The sequence below is a fragment of the Azospirillum sp. A1-3 genome (assembly GCF_023806445.1).
In the GTDB taxonomy this organism is placed as follows: domain Bacteria; phylum Pseudomonadota; class Alphaproteobacteria; order Azospirillales; family Azospirillaceae; genus Azospirillum.
In genome coordinates this window covers 329,796-347,304 of sequence record NZ_JAMSLU010000004.1, presented here as the reverse complement: position 1 = coordinate 347,304, position 17,509 = coordinate 329,796, and the positions used below count along the sequence as shown (strand labels likewise).

The window sequence follows — 17,509 nt, the reverse complement described above, 5'->3', positions numbered from 1 at the left end:
TTTCTCCGGCGGAGAAATGGCATGCTGCAGATCGTCTTTCGCAGCCAGCTGACAAGGCTGCTCTCCTACACCGACATTCAAAAGTTGTGTCTGGCCTCCGCCAGGAACAACAGGAAGGCTGGGGTCACCGGGTTCATGGTCGAATGCGGCGGGGTTTTCCTGGAGGCTATCGAAGGGGAAACCCGCGAAGTCGACGAAACATTCAGTCGGGTCCGTCGCGACACGCGGCACGACCATATGGAGATCGTCTGTTCCGAAAACGGACTGGAACGACGACGGTTCGGGGCCTGGTCGATGAACGTGATGTTCCTGGACGACGACGTGTTCTGGCAAACCGTGTTCGGGAGGGGATTCTCCTGTGACGAATTGCTGTCCTCCCGGGCATTGGAACCGGCTTTTGCCCTTGGGCTGCTGGCCATGGCCTATCAGTATGCCTGTGCGCAGGCGAAGATCGAGCCACCGCCGGCGGGCGCAAGGCCGGGAAGAATCCCGCGGATCGGCCACATGCTCCGCCGTTGAGGTCAATCCTCGGCGGAACTGCCGACCGTTCCCAGGGAACCGAGATACTGCTCCTCCCATTCGCGTCCGGCGTCCAGCTCGCCGAACAGCCAGTCGCGGAACAGCTGGATTTTCGGCAACGCGGCGGTCGATTTCAGCGTGACGAAGCCGTGCCCCTGCGCCCGCAGCCCGTGGGTGGGGAAGGGGACGACGAGTTGGCCGGACTGAAGCTCCTGCCGGGCGAGCAGCAGGCTGTCCAGGCACACGCCCATCCCGTTCACCGCGGCGTTGATCGCCATGAAGGAGCGGTCGAAGCGCAGACCGCGCTCCATGTCCAGATGGACGCTGCGATGGCGGCGCATCCAGTCGCGCCAGCCCAGGATGTTGACCTCCGAATGGATCAGGACGTGGCGGCTGAGGTCCTTCGGTTCCCGGATCGGGTTGAGGCCGTTCGCCAGCGCCGGCGAGCACATCGGGACGATGATGTCCTCCGGAAACTGCTCCAGCACGCAGCCGGCTGGCGGCGGTCCGGGGTTGTAGCGGATGTCGACGTCGACCGCCCCCGCCGTCAGGTCGATGGGCGAGACCGAGGCCTGGAGGCGAATGTCGATGGCGGGATGCAGCGCCTTGACCCGGTTCAGCCGCGGCATCAGCCATTGGGTGGCGAAGCTGGGCATCGACCGGACGGTGAGGATCGTCGTGCCGCTGCCGGTGCTGGTGACGTTGCGGGTGGCGGCGTCCATGCGGGCGAAGGCGCCGATGATCTCGTTGGCATAGCTCCGGCCGGCGTCGGTCAGGGTGACCGCGCGGTGAACACGATGGAACAGCGGAAGGCCTAACTGTTCCTCCAGAATTTTCACCTGATGGCTGATCGCCGACGGCGTCAGTCCCAGATCCTCCGCCGCGGTCGCGAAGGAACCGAGCCGTGCCGCGGCTTCAAAGGCTTGCAATGCCTTGATGGAGACCCGTTTCCGCATCGCACCCTTCAGATGAATTCAGCTCATCGATGAGCGATCTTATTCGTTTGTCGAATTCATCTCAAGATCATAGGATCACATCAATCATCGGCTGAACGAATCATCGGCAGCCTGATCGAAATCACCACAACCGAGCGAAACCGACGCTCCGTCGCGGCACCCCCTGTGCCGCCACGGCGGAGCCTGCTTCGACAAGAGGGAGCGAGCATGCTGCTGTCCAACAAGGTCTGCGTGATCACCGGCGCCGCGTCGCGCCGCGGCATCGGCCGGGCGACCGCAAGGCTTTTCGCGCTGCATGGCGGGCGCGCGATCATCCTGGACCTCGACGGCGCCCAGGCGGCCGAAGCCGCCGCCGAACTGGGAGAGGCGCATCGCGGCTTCGCCTGCGACGTGACCGACCGCGACGCCTGCTTCGCCGCCGCAACCCGCGTGGTGGAGGAGTTCGGCCGCATCGACGTGCTGGTCAACAACGCCGGCATCACCCAGCCGCTGAAGTTCATGGACATCGGCCCGAAGAATTACGAGGCGGTGACCGACGTCAGCCTGCGCGGCACGCTGTACATGAGCCAGGCCGTCGTCCCCCACATGCGCGAGCGCAAGTCGGGTTCCATCGTCTGCATCTCGTCGGTGTCGGCGCAGCGCGGCGGCGGCATCTTCGGCGGTCCGCATTACAGCGCCGCCAAGGCCGGCGTGCTGGGCCTCGCCAAGGCGATGGCGCGTGAACTGGGGCCGGACAATGTCCGCGTCAATTCGGTGACGCCGGGCCTGATCCAGACCGACATCACCGGCGGCAAGCTGACCGACGAGCTGCGGGCGGAAATCCTGAAGGGCATCCCGCTGAACCGCCTGGGCGATGCCGAGGATGTGGCCCGCTCCTGCCTGTTCCTGGCGTCGGAGCTGTCCTCCTACATCACCGGCGCCACGCTCGACGTCAACGGCGGCATGCTGATCCACTGATCCCGAAATGCTGGAGACACCTTCCGTGGACACCGCACTCGACACCACCCCGCTCGGGCACAATGTGCCGCTGGCCGAACGCGCCTACCGCATCCGCCGCAACGCCCTGCTGATGGGCGAGGTGCAGGGGCAGGGCTATATCGGCCAGGCGCTGGACATCGCCGACGTGCTGGCGGTCTCCTACTTCCACGCCATGAAGTATCGCCCCGAGGACCCGCATTGGGAGGAGCGCGACCGCTTCCTGCTGTCCAACGGCCATTACGCCATCGCGCTGTACGCCGCGCTTATTGAGGCCGGCATCGTCCCGGCGGAAGAGCTGGAGACCTACGGCAGCGACGACAGCCGCCTGCCGATGTCGGGCATGGCCAGCTACACGCCGGGCATGGAGATGTCGGGCGGTTCGCTCGGCCTCGGCCTCAGCATCGCGGTCGGCATCGGCCTGGGGCTGAAGCGCAAGAATTCCGCTGCCCGTGTCTATACGCTGTTCTCCGACGGCGAGCTGGACGAGGGATCGGTATGGGAGGCCATCATGTCGGCTGCCCATTACAAGCTCGACAATCTGATCGCCATCGTCGACGTCAACAACCAGCAGGCCGATGGGCCGTCCACCCAGGTGATGGCGTTCGAGCCGCTGGTGGACAAGCTGGAGGCCTTCGGCTGGTTCGTCCAACGGGTCGACGGCAACGACATGGACGCGGTGGTCGCCGCCTTCGACGCCGCCAAGTCGCACCCCGAGCCCAAGCCGCGGATGATCATCTGCGACACCAAGATGGGCAAGGGCGTGCCCTTCCTCGAAGCCCGCGAAAAGAACCACTTCATCCGCGTCGACGCGCACGAATGGCAGCTGGCGCTGGATGCGCTCGACGCCGGGAGGACCGCATGAGCACCGCTGCAAACACCACCGCGAAGCCGCGCCTGAAGACCTCCGCCATGATCGCCTCGATCGCGGCGGACGGGCAGCGGACCAAGCCGGCGCCCTTCGGCCATGCGCTGGTCGAACTGGCGAAGCAGCGGACCGAGATCGTCGGCATGACCGCCGACCTCGCCAAATACACCGACCTGCACATCTTCGCCCAGGCCTATTCCGACCGCTTCTATCAGATGGGCATGGCGGAGCAGCTGCTGATGGGGGCGGCGTCCGGCATGGCGCATGAGGGCATGATGCCCTTCGTCACCACCTATGCCGTCTTCGCCTCGCGCAGGGCCTACGATTTCGTCCACCAGACGATCGCGGAGGAGAACCGCAACGTCAAGATCGCCTGCGCCCTTCCGGGCCTGACCTCCGGCTATGGACCCAGCCATCAGGCGGCGGAGGATCTGGCGCTGTTCCGCGCCATGCCGAACATGGTCGTCATCGACCCCTGCGACGCCCACGAGATCGAGCAGGTGGTGCCCGCCATGGCCGCCCACAACGGCCCAGTCTACATGCGGCTGCTGCGCGGCAACGTCCCGCTGGTCCTGGACGAGTACGATTACAAGTTTGAACTCGGCAAGGCCAAGCTGCTGCGCGACGGCGCCGACGTGCTGGTGATCTCCTCCGGCATCATGACGATGCGGGCGCTGGAGGTGGCCAAGCTGCTGGAGGCCGACAAGGTCGGCGTCGCGGTTCTGCACGTCCCCACCATCAAGCCGCTCGACACCGAAACCATCCTGCGCGAGGCGGCACGCACCGGCCGCATGGTGGTGGTGGCGGAGAACCACACCGTCATCGGCGGGTTGGGCGAGGCGGTGGCCGGCACCCTGCTGCGCGGCGGCGTCGCCCCGGTCTTCCGCCAGATCGGCCTGCCCGACGAGTTCCTGAAGGCCGGCGCCCTGCCGACCCTACACGACCTCTACGGCATCTCCACCGACGCCATGGCGGCCAGCATCAAGGGATGGCTGTAACCCGGCATCCGTCCACCCGATCACACCCGACCAACCAACAAACATCCATAGGGAGAGAGATCCGATGAAGAAGCTGCTTTTGTCGCTGATGGTGGGCACCGCCCTGGTCGCTTCGCCGGCCGCTTGGGCCCAGCAGGTCCTGCGTCTGGCCCACAATGCGGCGCCGGGCAATCCGAAGGCGGAAGCCTCGTTGAAGTTCGCGGAACTCGTCGCCAAGAAGACGGACGGCCGGGTGAAGATCGAGGTCGGCGGCAGCGCCCAGTATGGCGATGACGCCGAGGCGCTGACCAGCATGCGGCTCGGCACGCTGGCCTTCAGCGCCAATTCGCAGGGCACCGCCTCGGGCGTCGTGCCGGAATATGCCGTGCTGGGCCTGCCCTTCCTGTTCCAATCCTTGCCGCAGGCCTGGAAGGTTCTGGACGGCCCGGTGGCGAAGAAGCTGGACGAGGCGTCGAAGGCCAAGGGGCTGGTTCTGCTGGCGATGTGGGACAACGGCATCCGCCATGTCTCCAACAATGTCCGGCCGATCACCAAGCCGGAGGATCTGGCCGGCATCAAGATCCGCACGCCGCCGGACCCGATCACGGTCGACATCTTCAAGGCTCTCGGCGCCAACCCGATGCCGCTGGCCTTCTCCGAGCTTTACATCGCGCTCCAGCAGGGCGTGGTCGATGGGCAGGAGAACCCGCTGATGAACATCTATTCGTCGAAGCTCTTCGAGGTGCAGAAATACATCTCGCTGACCGGCCATAAGTATGAATCGACCCCGCTGCTGGCCAGCAAGATCGTCTTCGACACCCTGTCGAAGGCCGATCAGAAGGCGGTGCTGGACGCGGCGGCTGAGGCCGGCAAGTTGAACCGCGAGATGTCCGCCAAGGCCGACAAGGAACTGCAGGCGAAGATGGAAGACGCCGGCGTGAAGTTCAACACGGTCGACCCGGCGCCCTTCATCGCCAAGACCAAGTCCGTCTATGACAAGTGGGAGAAGCAGTTCCCCGAACTGGTCGCCCTGGTCCGCAAGGAAGCCGCCGCCGGAGCGGCGCAGTGATGACGGTGTCCCACGAGCGGGAGCATGAGGTGGCGGGACTTCCCGCCACCCTTCTCCAGGCGGCCGACGGTGCCATCTCCGTCGTCTCCGCCGCCGTGGCGATCCTGTCCCTGATCGTGCTGTTCCTGGCGCTGGGCGCCGAAGTCGTCGTCCGTTACCTGACGACGCAGGGGCTGGGCTGGCCTTCCGAATTGCCGAACCTGCTGTTCCCCTGGCTGGTGATGGGCGGCGTGGTGCTGGCGGCGCAGAAGGGCGCACACATCTCGGTCACGTTGCTGCTCGACCTGCTGCCCCGCCCGCTGGCCCGCGCGCTGCTGCTGGGCATGCAGGTGGTGGTGGGGGCGACCTTCTTCTATCTCGCCTACATCGGCCTCGCCGTCATTGAGATCACCGGCAGCGAGATCTACCCGGTGACGGGCGTCAGCGCCCGCTGGGCCTACCTGTCGCTGATCGCCGGCTTCGTCGGCGTCGGTCTGACCGCCGTCACCACCTTCCTGCGCCTGCTGATCGCCGAAGACCCGCGGTCCGTCCGCGCCCATGTGTCGGAGGAAGAGATATGACCGTCGTGATGGTCGCCGTCTTCGGCCTTCTCCTGCTGCTCTCCTTTCCCGTCGGCTATGCGCTGGTCATCAGTTCCGGCGCCGCGGTGATGACCATGGGGTCGGTGCCGACCGTGATCGCGGTCGTCAAGCTGTTCCAGCCGACCCAGAGCTTCCCCCTGCTGGCGATTCCCTTCTTCATCCTGTCCGGCGCGCTGATGATGAGCGGCACGCTGGGCCAGAAGCTGGTGCGCTTCGCCGCAGCCCTGGTCGGGCGCTATCCCGGCGGTCTGGCCCAGGTCACCGTCGTCGGTTCCACCATCTTCGGCGGCGTGTCCGGCTCGGCGGTGGCGGAAGCGTCGGCGCTCGGGTCCATGCTGATCCCCTGGCAGAAGCGCGAGGGCTATCCGGCGGCCTTCGGTGCGGCGGCGACCGCCTCCTCGTCGGTGATCGCCGGGTTGATCCCGCCGTCGATCCCGCTGATCCTTTACGCCGCGGTGTCGAACGCCTCCATCGCCTCGCTGTTCCTCGCCGGCATCCTGCCGGGCCTGCTGCTGGCCGCCGGCATGATGGTGGTGTGCTACGTCAGCGGACGCACCCGCAACTTTCCCCTGCTGAAGAGCGAGGGCGGGATGCGGGCGCTGGGGCAGGCAACCATTTCCGCGCTGCCGGCGCTGCTGATGCCGGCCTTCATCCTGGTGCTGCTGCGCTTCGGCATCGCCACCCCGACGGAGGTCAGCGTCGTTGCCGTCGCCTATGCGCTGCTGGTCAGCGTGCTGATCTACCGCGACCTGACCTGGAAGCGCATCCATGCCGCGCTGATGGGGACAGTGGTGACCACGGGCGTCGTCATGCTGGTGATCGCCGCGTCGAACCTCGTCGGCTATGTGCTGATCACCGAAGCGATCCCCAATGCGGTGGCCGCCTATGCGCAGACCGTGCTGCAGGAGCCGTGGCTGATCATCCTGGCGATGAACCTGATCATGCTGGTGGTCGGCATGTTCCTCGACCTGCCGGCGGCGATCCTGCTGCTGGGGCCGACCTTCGTCGCCGTCGGCGGGGCCATCGGCATGGACCCGATCCAGTTGGGCATCATGATGGCGGTCAACCTCAGCATCGGCCTGTTCACGCCGCCGATCGGCACCACGTTGTTCATCTCCGCCGCCATCTCCCGCGAGCCCATCGGCGCCATCGTGCGCGAGCTGTGGCCCTTCTATCTGGTGGCGCTGATCGTGCTGGGCCTCGTGTCCTACGTGCCGGCGACCATCCTGTACTGAGCCGGCGGCACCTCAATCCAAGGATCATGACACGATGACGACAGTCGGTTTCATCGGCCTCGGTTCCATGGGGATGCCCATGGCGCGCAATCTGCTGGCGAAGGGTTGCGCCGTCCAGGGCTTTGACGTGCGGGCCGAGAGCGTCCGGGTGCTGGAGGGCGCCGGCGGCAAGGGCGCCTCCAGTGCGGCGGCGGCCGCGGCGGGTGCCGACGCGCTGGTGCTGATGGTGGTCAATGCCGCGCAGGCCGACGCCGCGCTCTTCGCCGACGGCGCGCTGGAGGCCCTGCCGGCCGGCGCTTCGGTGATCCTGATGGCGACCTGCCCGCCGGGCGCGGTTGCCGCGCTGGCCGAACGGGTGGAGGCGGCCGGGCGCCGCTTCGTCGATGCGCCGGTTTCCGGCGGGGTGGTGGGCGCGGTGGCGGGAACGCTGTCGATCATGGCCGCCGCCGAGGCCGCGACGGTGGAGCGGGTTCGCCCGATCCTGGCGGCGATGGGCGACAAGGTCTTCCATGTCGGCGAAAAGCCGGGGCAGGGCGCCACGGTCAAGACCGTCAACCAGCTGCTGTGCGGCGTCCACATCGCCGTGGTGGCGGAGGCCTTCGCGCTGGCCGCCAAGGTCGGGGTCGATCTCGACATCCTGCTGCAGATCATGAGCGGGTCGTCGGCGTCGAGCTGGATGCTGAAGGACCGCGGCCCGCGCATGCTGGAGGCGGAGCCGGAGATCACCAGCGCGGTGGACATCTTCGTCAAGGATCTGGGGATCGTGCTGGAGGCCGGGCGCGACGCCAAGGCGGCGCTGCCGCTGGCCGCCGTCGCCCACCAGATGTTTCTCGCCACCTCCGGCCGCGGCGAAGGGGCAATGGACGACAGTCAGGTCATCCGCAGCTATCACGCGGTGAACGGCACCGCCGCGGGGCGGCCCGAGGGGAGGCAATGATGGAGCGGATCGTCTTTCTCGACCACGACACCATGGGGGCGGACATCGCGTTGCGCCGTCCCGCCATGCCGCATGAGTGGAGTGAATATGGCCGCACCGCGCCGGAGCAGATCGTCGAGCGGGCACGCGGGGCGACCGTCCTGATCGTCAACAAGGTGCCGATCCGCGCCGAGACGTTGGAGCAGCTGCCCGACCTGCGCTTCGTCGCCGTCGCCGCGACCGGGACCGACAGTGTGGACGTCGCCGCCTGCCACGCGCGCGGAATCGCGGTGTCGAACGTCCGCGCCTATGCCATCCACACGGTGCCGGAGCATGTCTTCGCCCTGATGCTGGCGCTGCGCCGCTCCCTGCCGGCCTACCGGGAATCGGTGGCGGCGGGGGCGTGGCAGGCCTGTGGGCAGTTCACCCTGCTCGACCACCCGATCCGCGATCTGCACGGCTCGACGCTCGGCATCGTCGGGCGCGGCGCCATCGGGCAGGCGGTGGCAACCATCGCCCGCGCCTTCGGCATGCGCGTGCTGTTCGCCGGCCGCAAGGGAGAGGCGGCAAGCGGACCGGAGCATGTGCCGTTCGACACGGTGCTGGCCGAAAGCGACGTGCTGACCCTGCATTGCCCGCTGACGCCCGCCACCCGCCATCTGCTGGGCGAGGCGGAGTTCGCCCGGATGGCGCGCCGGCCACTGGTCATCAACACCTCGCGCGGCGGGCTGATCGACGACATGGCGCTGGTCCGCGCGCTGGAAGGCGGGCTGATCTCCGGTGCCGCCGTCGATGCCACGGCGGTGGAGCCGCCGCCGGACGACCATCCCTTCCTCCGCCTTGCCGGGCGCACCGACTTCCTGCTGACGCCGCATATCGGCTGGGCCAGCGTCGAGGCGCGGCAGGCCGTCGCCGAGCAGGTCACCGCCTGCATCGAAGCCTTCGCGGCCGGGCGGCCGATCAATCTGGTGACGTGACGGCGCAGCCCCGCACCATCCCGCATTCCCGAAAGGACCACATGATGCCCAGCGTCGATCCGCGCCGGATGGCGAACGCGATCCGCTTTCTGTCCATGGATGCCATCGAGCGCGCGGGCGAGGGGCATCCCGGCACCCCGCTCGGCGCCGCCGACATCACGACGGCGCTCTTCACCCGGCACCTGAAGTTCAACGCCGCCGATCCGCTGTGGTTCGACCGCGACCGCTTCGTCCAGTCGAACGGCCATGGCTCGATGCTGATCTACTCGCTGCTGCATCTCAGCGGCTACGAGGCGATGACGCTGGACGAACTCATGCAGTTCCGCGTGATGGGGTCGCACACCGCCGGTCATCCGGAAATCCACCAGTCCTGCGGGATCGAGGTGACGACCGGGCTGCTGGGGCAGGGCATCGCCAACGCTGCCGGCATGGCGCTGGCCGAAGCCTTCCTGAACCACCGCTTCGGCGACGGCATCGTCGATCACCGGACCTATGCGCTGGTCGGCGACGGCTGCCTGCAGGAAGGGGTGGGGCAGGAGGTCATCGCGCTCGCCGGTCATCTGCGGCTGGGCAAGCTGACCTATCTGTGGGACGACAACCGCATCACCGACGACGGCGGTATCGACCTTGCGCTGTCCGACGACATGGCCGCCCGATTCCGTGCCAGCAACTGGCATGTGCAGGAGGTCGACGGCCACGACATCGAGGCGGTGTCGGAAGCGCTGCGCCTCGCCAAGCTCGATCCGCGGCCGTCGATGATCGCCTGCACCACCAGCATCGGACGCGGCCTGCCGCATGAGGGCCAGCGCGCCGCCCACAGCGCCCGGCTGTTCAAGGAACACACCGACGCCGCCCGCCGCGCGCTCGACTGGCCGCATGGACCCTTCGAGATTCCCGAGGATGTGCGGGCCGCGTGGCTGGAAGCCGGCCGCCGGGGTGGCGCGGAGCAGCAGGCTTGGCAAGCCCGCGTTACTGCGCTGTCCATTGAAAAACGCCGCGAGCTGGACCGGCTGCGCGAGGGGCGGCTGCCCGACGGCTGGGCCGACGCGCTGCACGCTTTCAAGCGCCGCATGGCGGAGAGCGGGCACAGCGATCACGGCTACAAGATCTCCGGCGACATCGTCGACCTGATGACGGAGGTCATCCCGGAGATGCTGAGTGGCGCGCCGGACCTGGAGGGCGCCACCCTGCACAAGCGGCGGCTGGCCGCCTTCACCGCGGACGACCGTGCCGGCCGTTATGTCCATTACGGCGTGCGAGAGCATGCGATGGGCAGCATGCTGAACGGCATGGCCGCCCATGGCGGGGTGGTGGCGACCGGCATCACCTATCTGGCCTTCTGCGATTACGAACGCCCGGCCATCCGCATGGCGGCGCTGATGGGGCTGCCGGTCACCTTCGTGTTCAGCCACGATTCCATCGGCATCGGCACCAACGGCCCGACGCACCAGCCGGTGGAGGTGCTGGCGGCATTGCGCGCCATTCCCAATCTGCTGGTGCTGCGCCCCGCCGATGCGGTGGAGGCGGCGGAGTGCTGGGAGATCGCGCTGGAGCACCGCTCCGGACCGACGGCGCTGGTCTTCGCCCGCCAGCCGCTGGACCCGGTGCGCCGTGGCGGCGATGCCGAAAACCGCTGCCGACGCGGCGGCTATGTGCTGGCCGAGGCGGAGGGGGGCGAGCGCCGGGTCACGTTGCTCGCCACCGGATCGGAGGTCGCCATCGCGTTGCAGGCCCGCGATCTGCTGCAGGCCGACGGGGTGCCGACGGCGGTGGTCTCGATGCCCTGCTGGGAACTGTTCGAGCGGCAGGATCAGGCCTATCGCCGCGCCGTCATCGACCGGTCCACCGTGCGGGTCGCCGTTGAGGCGGCGGTGGTCCAGGGGTGGGAGCGTTACATCGGCGAGGATGGCGGCTTCGTCGGCATGACCGGCTTCGGCGCGTCCGGCGCGGTGCCCGACCTCTACCGCCACTTCGGCATCACGCCGGAACGGGTGGCGGAGGAGGCGCGGGCACGGCTTTAACGGTCCTCAGATCTCACGCTTGCCCATCTGGTCGGCGATGTAGTCGGCTTGCCGGATCGCCAGGGCGACGATGGTCAGGGTCGGGTTCTCCGACCCGCCGCTGGTGAACTGGCTGCCGTCGGACACGAACAGGTTCTTGACGTCGTGCGCCTGTCCCCACTTGTTGAGGACGCCGTCGCGGGCGTTGGCGCTCATGCGGTTGGTGCCGAGATTGTGGGTGGAGGGGTAGGGCGGGGTGTGGATGGTCCGCACCGCCCCCACCGCGTCATAGACCGCCGACCCACGGCCATAGGCGTGGGTGCGCATGGCGATGTCGTTGGGGTGGTCGTCGAAATTGACGTTGGGGATGGGCAGGCCGAATTTGTCTTTGTCCGTCGCGTGCAGGGTGACGCGATTGGTCTCGCGCGGCATGTCCTCCCCCACCAGCCACATGCCGGCCATATGGTCGTAGGCGTCCAGCGCCGAGCTGAAATCGCGGCCCCAGGCGCCGGGATCGAGGAAGGCCGCCATGAAGGGCACGCCCAGCGACAGCGTTTCCATCTCGTAGCCGCCGACGAAACCGCGGCGCGGGTCGAAGCGGGATTCGTCGCGGATAATGCCGGCCATGGTAGTGCCGCGATACATGTGCACCGGCTTGTCGAACATCGCATAGACCGAGCCGGTCATGTGCCGCATGTAGTTGCGCCCGACCTGACCGGAGGAGTTGGCCAGCCCGTCCGGGAACATCGTCGAGGCCGAGTTCAGCAGCAGACGCGGGCTTTCGATCGAGTTGCCGGCGACCGCGACGATGCGGGCCTTCTGCCGGTGGATGGCGCCGGTGCTGTCGGCATAGAGCACGGCGTTGACCTTGCCCTTGGCGTCATGCTCGATCTTCAGCACCTGGGCGTCCGGCCGGACCTCCAGGTTGCCGGTGGCCTCCCCCTTGGGGATCTCGGTGTAGAGGGTGGACCATTTCGCGCCGGATTTGCAGCCCTGGAAGCAGAAGCCGATCTGCTGGCAGGAGCCGCGGCCGTCGCGCGGCTTGCTGTTGATCGACATGTTGCCGGTGTGGAACTCGGCATAGCCCAGCTTCTTGGCGCCGGCCGCCAGCACCTTGTAATTGTTGTTGCCGGGCAGGCGCGGGATGCCGTTGGTGCCGGTCGTCCCCATCTTGAATTCGGCCTTGTCGTAATAGGGCTCCATCTCCGCCAGCGTCACCGGCCAGTCGAGCAGGTTGGCACCCTCCACCTCGCCGTAGGTCGTGCGCGCCTTGAACTCGTGTTCCTGAAAGCGGAGCGAGGCGCCGGCCCAATGGATGGTGGAGCCGCCGACCGCCTTGACGATCCAGGCCGGCAGGTTGGGGAAGTCCTTCGCCACCCGCCAGCTGCCGGACGTGGTGCGCTTGTCCAGCCAGGAGATTTGCGAAAAGCTCTTCCATTCGTCATTCACGAAATCCTGGATTTCGTGACGCTTGCCGGCTTCCAGGCAGACGACCTTGATGCCCTTCTGGGCCAGTTCGTTCGACAAAGTGCCGCCGCCGGCACCCGATCCGATCACCACCACGACGCTGTCGTCGTCCATTGCGAATTTCGCGACCATGTCTCGGTCCTCCCCATTTTTTGGGCATTCAGTGGGCGTTCATTCAGGCCAGCCGGTGGTGCCGTCAGGCGTCCTTGATCCAGTCGATGTCGTCGAAGCCGCGGTGGATGTAGCCGCCATATTCGGCCGACGCCCCTTCGTAGCCGAGCTTTGCCCACACCTCCGGCTGGTTGTAGAGCGCGACCACCATGTCGCCGCGGACCTTGGCGAAGAACGGCGTGGTCTCGATGGATTTCAGCACGGCGACGCGATCCTTCTCCGCCTTGATGGCGGCATAGGGAGCGCCGTGCAGCTTGCGTGCGGCGGCGTCGAGGGCCACAGCGCCTTCATTGAGCTGGCCGGCCACGGTGGCGTCCTTGGCCGCCGCCTGGTCCATCGAGGCCAGCGCCGTCTCGTAATAGGCGTCGCCCAGCCGGTCGTGCGGATAGAGGTCGCGCACCATCACCAGCAGGGTCTTGGCCGCATCGGGCTTGATGGCGGTCAGCGCCTCGGCCCAGGCCGGGGTCGCTCCGATCGACACCATGCCGCCGGAAACCGCGCCGGCCGCCGCCATCGACGCGGCGGAGGTCTTCAGAAAATTGCGCCGGTTGAGCCGTATCCGTTTGTCGAGAACGCGCATGATCGACGTCTCCTTCCCAGGTGGATTGTTTTTGCTGTCAAAGCTCAGCGGTAGCGGCCGTGGCGTTGCAGGACCTCGGTCTTGTAGCCGTCCGGATCGGTGATGAAGAAAAAGCGGGCCAGCAGGGTGCCGCCGGGGGCGAATTCCTTCACCGGCGTCACCGGGAAACCCAGGGCCGACAGCCGGGCGTGTTCGCCGTCCAGATCGTCCACCGCCACCGCCATGTGGCCGTAGCCGTCGCCGTGGGTGTAGGGCGCGGTGCGGTCGTGGTTGACCGTCAGCTCCAGTTCCATGTCGTTTTCGGCGTTGCGCAGGTAGATCAGCGTGAAGCCTTCGAACCCCAGCCGCTCGGCCGGTTCCAGCCCGAAGGCCTTGGCGTAGAAATCCAGCGACCGCTGTTCGTCGAGGACGCGCACCATCATGTGAATGATTTTGGCCATGATGTTTCCTGCGAAGTCGTGGAGAGTCGGCGCTACCCTTTGGCCTTGGCCTCCAGGAACTGGACGATGCTCTTGCGGATCGCGTCGTCGTCCTGGCGGTAGTTCATGTAGCTGCCGGGAACGAACTGGTTGGAGTTTGCCAGCCAGCGTTCCAGATGGCCGGCGTCCCAGGCGAAGCCGGCACCGCGCAGCGCATCCGAATATTCGAAGCCGTCGGCCGTGCCGGCCTTGCGGCCGATGACGCCGTAGAGCGGCGGTCCGGCGCGCGGCCCATCGTCCTTCTTCACCGAATGGCAGGTTCCGCATTGCTGCCGGAACAGCACCTCGCCATCCGCCGCCGCCGATTTCGGCGTGAAGGGTATGGACAGAAGGAGCAGCAACATCACCCAGCGGTGCGGCGACATCCTCGCGTGCATCGCATGCCTCATCGTTTGAAAATCCTCCCGAAGCGGGGCGCCGGCACTTCGGACCAGCCGGAGCGGCGCCGTCGACTGGGTAGAGCAAGGGGCATGCCACGCTACGAGAGGCCGTGGCGGACAAGCAGGCAAGCCGGTTTCTGGCTGTCTACCCTCTGCCAACCGTCCCAACTGTTTCATTTTGGGACATCGTGGCGCGACAGATCGTCCTGTAATGAGACAGTGCGTATAGCAAACCTTCTTTAAAATTGGCGTTCCCTGGTGGCTTGAGCTTTTGGCACGCCGGTTGCTTTATGGGGTCGGCGATGCGGCTGCCCCGGTTCGGCGGCCGTAAGCGGCCTGAGGCTGCGCACCACGTCGTCGCGCCGCCACCGTCGCGCCATTGCCGATCCCGCCCTTAACACTGCCGGTGACCCGTCATCCGGCATGCGCGGCCGACGCGATCCCTCAGGCCCGATCCACAAGCCCGACCATCGGGACACCATCATCAAAATCATGGGGAGAGACGACATGCCGGATGGATTGACGCTGAACAAGATCACCAGCCAGAAAGGCATCGGCATCACCGAGGCGGCGCGCCGCGTCGCCGATCTCGGCTGGACGCCGTCCTACGTCAAGGAGGCGATGAGCTTCCCGACCGACTACAAGATCTCCAAGGCACCGCGCGACCCGATGAAGCAGGTCCTGCGCTCCTACTTCCCGATGCAGGAGGAAAAGGACAACCGCGTCTATGGCGCGCTGGACGCGGCATTGCGCGGCGACATGTTCCGCAATGTCGAGCCGCGCTGGATAGAATGGATGAAGCTGTTCCTGGCGATCATCCCCTTCCCCGAGATCTCGGCGGCACGGTCGATGGCGACGCTGGGCCAGCTGGCGCCGGGCGACGATCTGCGCACCGGCTTCACCATGCAGATGATCGACGAGTTCCGGCACTCGACGATCCAGATGAACCTCAAGAAATGGTACATGGAGAACTACATCGACCCGGCCGGGTTCGACATCACCGAGAAGGCGTTCGGCAAATGCTACGCCACCACCATCGGCCGGCAGTTCGGTGAGGCCTTCCTAACCGGCGACGCCATCACCGCGTCGAACATTTACCTGCAGGTCGTGGCGGAAACCGCCTTCACCAACACGCTGTTCGTCGCCATGCCGTCGGAAGCGGCGCGCAACGGCGACTATGCCCTGCCCACCGTCTTCCTGTCGGTGCAGAGCGACGAATCCCGCCACATCGGCAACGGCCATTCCATGCTGATGTCGGTGCTGAAGGAGCCGGACAACCATTTGCTGCTGGAACGCGACATCCGCTATTCCTTCTGGCAGAACCACATGATCGTCGATGCCGCCATCGGCACGATCATCGAATACGGCACCAAGCACCGCGACAAGAACAAGGAATCCTACGCCGAGCTGTGGCACCGCTGGATCTTCGAGGATTACTACCGCACCTACATGCTGCCGCTGGAGAAGTACGGCATCAAGATCCACCATGACGATGTCCACGAAGCCTTCGACAGCATCGTCAAGAAGAACTACGTCCACAAGATCGCCCAGTTCTTCTCCGCCGGCTGGTGGGCCAATTTCTGGCGCATCGAGGCGATGACCGAGCGCGACTTCGAGTGGTTCGAAAGCAAGTATCCGGGCTGGTACGACGAGTTCGGCGTCTGGTGGGAGAATTACGCAAAGCTGAGCAAGCCCGGCAGCGTGCCGATCACCTTCGCCGACACCGGCTACGTCTATCCGCACCGCTGCTGGTCGAGCCTGGTGCCCTGCGTAATCCGCGAGGATTTCCAGGTCGATGAGGTGGACGGCGAGCTTTACACCTACGCCTCCGAGGTCGACCGCTGGACCCACAAGGAAGCGTTCGCCGCCGAATACCAGGGCCGTCCGACCCCGGCGATGGGCCGCTTCTCCGGCCGGCGCCAGTGGGAGGAGGTCTATGACGGCTGGGACCTCGCCGACGCCATCCAGGACATGGGCTTCGTCCGTCCCGACGGGAAGACGCTGGTCGCCCAGCCGCACCTGTCCTTCGAGGAGAAGGACATGTGGACGCTGGACCACGTGCGCGGTCACACCATCCGCAGCCCGCTGCTGGCGCTCCGCGAAATGACGCCGCAACAGCGTCAGGCGCATGTCGAGGAATACCGCAAGGGCTTCAAGATCCGCCGGGTCTGATCCCCCGCCCATTCACTCGGGTCCGCCCCCCTTTCCGGCCCCCTTTCCGGCTGGAGAGGGGGAACGGGAGCCCCTGCGGACATCACAGGCGGACATCACCGCGGAGATCGACAGACCATGACCGCACAAGCGCTGCACAACAGTCCGGCCGTCCACACGGTGCGGCTGGAGCCGGTCGGCATCGAAATGGAGGTTGCGGAGGGGGAAACCATCCTCGACGCGGCCTTCCGCCAGGGCGTCTCGCTGATGCATGGCTGCAAGGAGGGGCAATGCTCCGCCTGCAAATGCCTGCTGATCGACGGCGACGTGGAGATGCTGAAATACTCCACCTTCGCGCTCTCCGATCCGGAGCGCGACAGCAACCACATCCTGCTCTGCCGCTCGCTGGCCTACAGCGACGTGGCGGTGGAACTGCTGAATTACGACGAGGATCTGCTGTCCCGCTCCATCCCGGTGAAGGACTTCACCGCCCGCCTGGCGGCGGTGGAGCCGCTGACCCACGACATCGTCGCCATCGCGCTGGAGCTGGACCAGCCGATGAAGTTCTGGGCCGGCCAATATGCCGACATCACGCTGCCCGGCATCGGCCTGACCCGCTCCTTCTCGATGGGCAACCCGCCGGCCGACGGCAACCGGCTGGAGTTCATCATCAAGAAATACCCGGACGGCGCCTTTTCCCGCCAACTGGACGGCGGCCTGTCGGTCGGCGACCGGGTGAGCGTCCGCGGCCCCTACGGCACCTGTTTCCGCCGCGAGGGGCGGGAGGGGCCGATGATCCTGATCGGCGGCGGGTCGGGCATGGCGCCGCTGCTGTCGATCCTGCGTGATCAGGCCGCCAGCGGCGAGACGCGGCCGGTGCGCTTCTTCTACGGCGCCCGCAGCCAACGCGACCTGTTCCACCTCGACCAGTTCGAGGAGTTCGCCCGCAGCCTGCCGGACTTCGCCTTCATCCCCGCCCTGTCGCATGCCGAGGAGGGCGACGGCTGGACCGGTGAGACCGGCTTCATCCACGAGGTGCTGCGCCGGCACCTGTCCGGGATGGATGAGGTGGAGGAGGCCGACGTCTTCTCCTGCGGGCCGCCGCCGATGATCGACGCGGTGCTGCCGGTCCTGCAAATGGCCGGCGTCGATTCCGCGCGCGTCTATTTCGACAAATTCACCCCCGCGACCCGCTGAGGCGGCGTCGT

At 66.6% G+C, this 17,509-nt stretch carries 17 protein-coding genes; 12 read left to right on the top strand and 5 right to left on the bottom strand.

The genetic code is table 11. The annotated features are described in order from the left end of the window. Positions 1-21: 21 nt before the first annotated feature. Positions 22-519 carry a BLUF domain-containing protein gene (locus M5E06_RS22915; RefSeq protein ID WP_252140167.1) on the top strand — a complete coding sequence of 166 codons (498 nt, stop codon included), beginning with the start codon at positions 22-24 and terminating at the stop codon, positions 517-519. Positions 520-521: 2 nt separating this feature from the next. Here the strand turns inward: M5E06_RS22915 and gcvA are convergent, their stop codons facing one another. After that, on the bottom strand, positions 522-1,475 hold the full coding sequence (gcvA, locus tag M5E06_RS22910; RefSeq protein ID WP_252140166.1) for a transcriptional regulator GcvA: 954 nt from the start codon (positions 1,473-1,475) through the stop codon (positions 522-524). Between the two features lie 207 nt (positions 1,476-1,682). Between gcvA and M5E06_RS22905 the strand changes: the two genes are divergently transcribed. The 9 genes from M5E06_RS22905 to tkt all read left to right on the top strand — a co-directional run bounded on the left by M5E06_RS22905 (position 1,683) and on the right by tkt (position 11,094). Continuing rightward, on the top strand, positions 1,683-2,432 hold the full coding sequence (locus tag M5E06_RS22905) for an SDR family NAD(P)-dependent oxidoreductase (protein WP_085091592.1): 750 nt from the start codon (positions 1,683-1,685) through the stop codon (positions 2,430-2,432). Positions 2,433-2,457: 25 nt separating this feature from the next. Further along, positions 2,458-3,315, top strand: coding sequence for a transketolase (locus tag M5E06_RS22900; RefSeq protein ID WP_252140165.1), 858 nt, complete (start codon positions 2,458-2,460; stop codon positions 3,313-3,315). Then, complete coding sequence (locus tag M5E06_RS22895) at positions 3,312-4,316, top strand: transketolase family protein (protein WP_252140164.1); 1,005 nt, start codon at positions 3,312-3,314, stop codon at positions 4,314-4,316. Before M5E06_RS22900 ends, M5E06_RS22895 begins: the two co-directional genes overlap by 4 nt. Before the next feature lie 64 nt (positions 4,317-4,380). Further along, positions 4,381-5,364 (top strand): TRAP transporter substrate-binding protein, encoded by a 984-nt coding sequence (locus M5E06_RS22890; RefSeq protein WP_252140163.1) that lies wholly within the window; start codon positions 4,381-4,383, stop codon positions 5,362-5,364. Beyond that, the gene (locus M5E06_RS22885) at positions 5,364-5,924 is read left to right on the top strand and encodes a TRAP transporter small permease (protein WP_252140162.1); all 561 of its coding nucleotides are present in this window, start codon (positions 5,364-5,366) and stop codon (positions 5,922-5,924) included. Before M5E06_RS22890 ends, M5E06_RS22885 begins: the two co-directional genes overlap by 1 nt. Further along, the gene (locus M5E06_RS22880; protein ID WP_252140161.1) at positions 5,921-7,180 is read left to right on the top strand and encodes a TRAP transporter large permease; all 1,260 of its coding nucleotides are present in this window, start codon (positions 5,921-5,923) and stop codon (positions 7,178-7,180) included. The genes M5E06_RS22885 and M5E06_RS22880 overlap by 4 nt, the downstream gene beginning before the upstream one ends. Before the next feature lie 34 nt (positions 7,181-7,214). Next, positions 7,215-8,117 (top strand): NAD(P)-dependent oxidoreductase, encoded by a 903-nt coding sequence (locus M5E06_RS22875; protein ID WP_252140160.1) that lies wholly within the window; start codon positions 7,215-7,217, stop codon positions 8,115-8,117. Beyond that, complete coding sequence (locus M5E06_RS22870) at positions 8,114-9,073, top strand: D-2-hydroxyacid dehydrogenase (protein WP_252140159.1); 960 nt, start codon at positions 8,114-8,116, stop codon at positions 9,071-9,073. The genes M5E06_RS22875 and M5E06_RS22870 overlap by 4 nt, the downstream gene beginning before the upstream one ends. A 41-nt stretch (positions 9,074-9,114) precedes the next feature. Beyond that, positions 9,115-11,094 (top strand): transketolase, encoded by a 1,980-nt coding sequence (gene tkt, locus M5E06_RS22865; RefSeq protein ID WP_252140158.1) that lies wholly within the window; start codon positions 9,115-9,117, stop codon positions 11,092-11,094. A 6-nt stretch (positions 11,095-11,100) separates the two neighbouring features. Here the strand turns inward: tkt and M5E06_RS22860 are convergent, their stop codons facing one another. From M5E06_RS22860 to M5E06_RS22845, 4 genes are all read right to left on the bottom strand, one after another. After that, positions 11,101-12,672: a GMC family oxidoreductase gene (locus M5E06_RS22860; RefSeq protein ID WP_252140157.1), complete on the bottom strand. Its 1,572-nt coding sequence runs from the start codon at positions 12,670-12,672 to the stop codon at positions 11,101-11,103. A 64-nt stretch (positions 12,673-12,736) separates the two neighbouring features. Further along, on the bottom strand, positions 12,737-13,291 hold the full coding sequence (locus M5E06_RS22855) for a twin-arginine translocation signal domain-containing protein (RefSeq protein ID WP_252140156.1): 555 nt from the start codon (positions 13,289-13,291) through the stop codon (positions 12,737-12,739). Between the two features lie 44 nt (positions 13,292-13,335). Beyond that, the gene (locus M5E06_RS22850) at positions 13,336-13,731 is read right to left on the bottom strand and encodes a VOC family protein (RefSeq protein WP_252140155.1); all 396 of its coding nucleotides are present in this window, start codon (positions 13,729-13,731) and stop codon (positions 13,336-13,338) included. A 32-nt stretch (positions 13,732-13,763) separates the two neighbouring features. Then, the gene (locus M5E06_RS22845) at positions 13,764-14,147 is read right to left on the bottom strand and encodes a c-type cytochrome (protein WP_252140154.1); all 384 of its coding nucleotides are present in this window, start codon (positions 14,145-14,147) and stop codon (positions 13,764-13,766) included. Positions 14,148-14,657: 510 nt separating this feature from the next. Between M5E06_RS22845 and M5E06_RS22840 the strand changes: the two genes are divergently transcribed. Then, the gene (locus tag M5E06_RS22840) at positions 14,658-16,322 is read left to right on the top strand and encodes an aromatic/alkene/methane monooxygenase hydroxylase/oxygenase subunit alpha (RefSeq protein ID WP_109151611.1); all 1,665 of its coding nucleotides are present in this window, start codon (positions 14,658-14,660) and stop codon (positions 16,320-16,322) included. Positions 16,323-16,439: 117 nt separating this feature from the next. Further along, positions 16,440-17,498 (top strand): NADH:ubiquinone reductase (Na(+)-transporting) subunit F, encoded by a 1,059-nt coding sequence (locus M5E06_RS22835; RefSeq protein WP_252140153.1) that lies wholly within the window; start codon positions 16,440-16,442, stop codon positions 17,496-17,498. Positions 17,499-17,509 lie beyond the last annotated feature (11 nt).

Bases quoted from the DNA above. Each gene is read 5' to 3' on its own strand.
- M5E06_RS22885 (WP_252140162.1), top strand. From the start codon at position 5,364: ATGACGGTGTCCCACGAGCGGGAGCATGAGGTGGCGGGACTTCCCGCC.
- M5E06_RS22870 (WP_252140159.1), top strand. From the start codon at position 8,114: ATGATGGAGCGGATCGTCTTTCTCGACCACGACACCATGGGGGCGGAC.
- M5E06_RS22850 (WP_252140155.1), bottom strand. From the start codon at position 13,731: ATGGCCAAAATCATTCACATGATGGTGCGCGTCCTCGACGAACAGCGG.
- M5E06_RS22845 (WP_252140154.1), bottom strand. From the start codon at position 14,147: ATGCACGCGAGGATGTCGCCGCACCGCTGGGTGATGTTGCTGCTCCTT.
- M5E06_RS22875 (WP_252140160.1), top strand. From the start codon at position 7,215: ATGACGACAGTCGGTTTCATCGGCCTCGGTTCCATGGGGATGCCCATG.
- tkt (WP_252140158.1), top strand. From the start codon at position 9,115: ATGATGCCCAGCGTCGATCCGCGCCGGATGGCGAACGCGATCCGCTTT.
- M5E06_RS22880 (WP_252140161.1), top strand. From the start codon at position 5,921: ATGACCGTCGTGATGGTCGCCGTCTTCGGCCTTCTCCTGCTGCTCTCC.
- M5E06_RS22860 (WP_252140157.1), bottom strand. From the start codon at position 12,672: ATGGTCGCGAAATTCGCAATGGACGACGACAGCGTCGTGGTGGTGATC.
- gcvA (WP_252140166.1), bottom strand. From the start codon at position 1,475: ATGCGGAAACGGGTCTCCATCAAGGCATTGCAAGCCTTTGAAGCCGCG.
- M5E06_RS22905 (WP_085091592.1), top strand. From the start codon at position 1,683: ATGCTGCTGTCCAACAAGGTCTGCGTGATCACCGGCGCCGCGTCGCGC.
- M5E06_RS22890 (WP_252140163.1), top strand. From the start codon at position 4,381: ATGAAGAAGCTGCTTTTGTCGCTGATGGTGGGCACCGCCCTGGTCGCT.
- M5E06_RS22915 (WP_252140167.1), top strand. From the start codon at position 22: ATGCTGCAGATCGTCTTTCGCAGCCAGCTGACAAGGCTGCTCTCCTAC.
- M5E06_RS22835 (WP_252140153.1), top strand. From the start codon at position 16,440: ATGACCGCACAAGCGCTGCACAACAGTCCGGCCGTCCACACGGTGCGG.
- M5E06_RS22855 (WP_252140156.1), bottom strand. From the start codon at position 13,291: ATGCGCGTTCTCGACAAACGGATACGGCTCAACCGGCGCAATTTTCTG.
- M5E06_RS22895 (WP_252140164.1), top strand. From the start codon at position 3,312: ATGAGCACCGCTGCAAACACCACCGCGAAGCCGCGCCTGAAGACCTCC.
- M5E06_RS22840 (WP_109151611.1), top strand. From the start codon at position 14,658: ATGCCGGATGGATTGACGCTGAACAAGATCACCAGCCAGAAAGGCATC.